This is a genomic window from Prevotella conceptionensis 9403948, from assembly GCF_000312305.1.
Taxonomy (GTDB): Bacteria; Bacteroidota; Bacteroidia; order Bacteroidales; family Bacteroidaceae; genus Prevotella; species Prevotella conceptionensis.
The window spans coordinates 19,064-20,136 of record NZ_HE999449.1; the positions used below are offsets into that span (position 1 = coordinate 19,064).

The 1,073-nt window shown below is 58.8% G+C and carries 1 protein-coding gene and 1 pseudogene; both read left to right on the plus strand.

Annotated features, from left to right (window positions below):
- Positions 1-218 (plus strand): annotated as a pseudogene (locus tag BN93_RS10735) (DUF4141 domain-containing protein); the annotation flags it as partial.
- 3 nt (positions 219-221) lie between these two features.
- Positions 222-1,073, plus strand: an 852-nt coding sequence (traJ, locus tag BN93_RS10740; RefSeq protein WP_019188327.1) for a conjugative transposon protein TraJ, incomplete at its 3' end; no start/stop codon positions are given.

Consider the following 1,073-nt stretch of genomic DNA (forward strand, 5'->3'; position numbering starts at 1 on the left):
AACTCAAGCAGGTGGTGAACATCACCACGCTCTCGATGACCGACAAGGACAGAGTGGACGTGGTAGACCGCTGTTACATGCGGATGAAGAACTACCGCAACCTCGTGAATTACTACACCAATAAGAACATCTCCGTGAGCTACCTGCGCGCCGAGAAGAGGAACGACCTCGACCGCGTGATGGCACTCTACGGCAATGCGAACCAAAGATACTGGTAGGCCATGAACTTCGACAACCTTCACGAAATCCTCCGTTCGCTCTACGAGGAGATGATGCCACTGTGTGCCGACATGGCGGGCGTGGCGAAGGGCATCGCCGGTCTGGGTGCGCTCTTCTACGTGGCTTACCGCGTGTGGCAGTCGCTCGCCCGTGCCGAGCCCATCGACGTCTTTCCGATACTGCGCCCCTTCGTCATCGGGCTGTGCATCATGTTCTTCCCCACGGTGGTGCTCGGCACGCTTAACGGCGTGATGAGTCCCATCGTCAAGGGCACCAACGGGATGTTGCAGGAGCAGACCTTCGACATGAAGAAGTACCGCGAGCAGAAAGACAAGCTGGAATACGAGGCGATGGCGCGCAACCCCGAGACGGCCTACTTGGTGAGCGACGAGGCGTTCGACAAGCAGATCGAGGAGCTGGGCTTCTCGCCCGCCGACTTGGCCACGATGACGGAGATGTATCTCGAACGGGGTGCCTATAACCTCGAAAAGAAGGTGCGCGACTTCTTCCGCAGCATCATGGAGCTGCTCTTCGAGGCCGCCGCGCTCATCATCGACACCCTGCGCACGTTCTTCCTCGTCGTGCTGGCGATACTCGGTCCGATTGCCTTCGCCATCTCCGTGTGGGACGGCTTTCAGTCCACGCTCACGCAGTGGGTCTGCCGCTATGTGCAGGTGTACCTGTGGCTGCCCGTGTCCGACCTGTTCAGCACCATCCTTGCTCGGATACAGATTCTGATGCTGCAGAACGACATCACCGAGTTGCAGAACAATCCCGCCTTCTCCATCGACGCGAGCAACGGGGTGTACATCGTCTTCCTCGTCATCGGCATCGTGGGCTACTCCACCATCCCC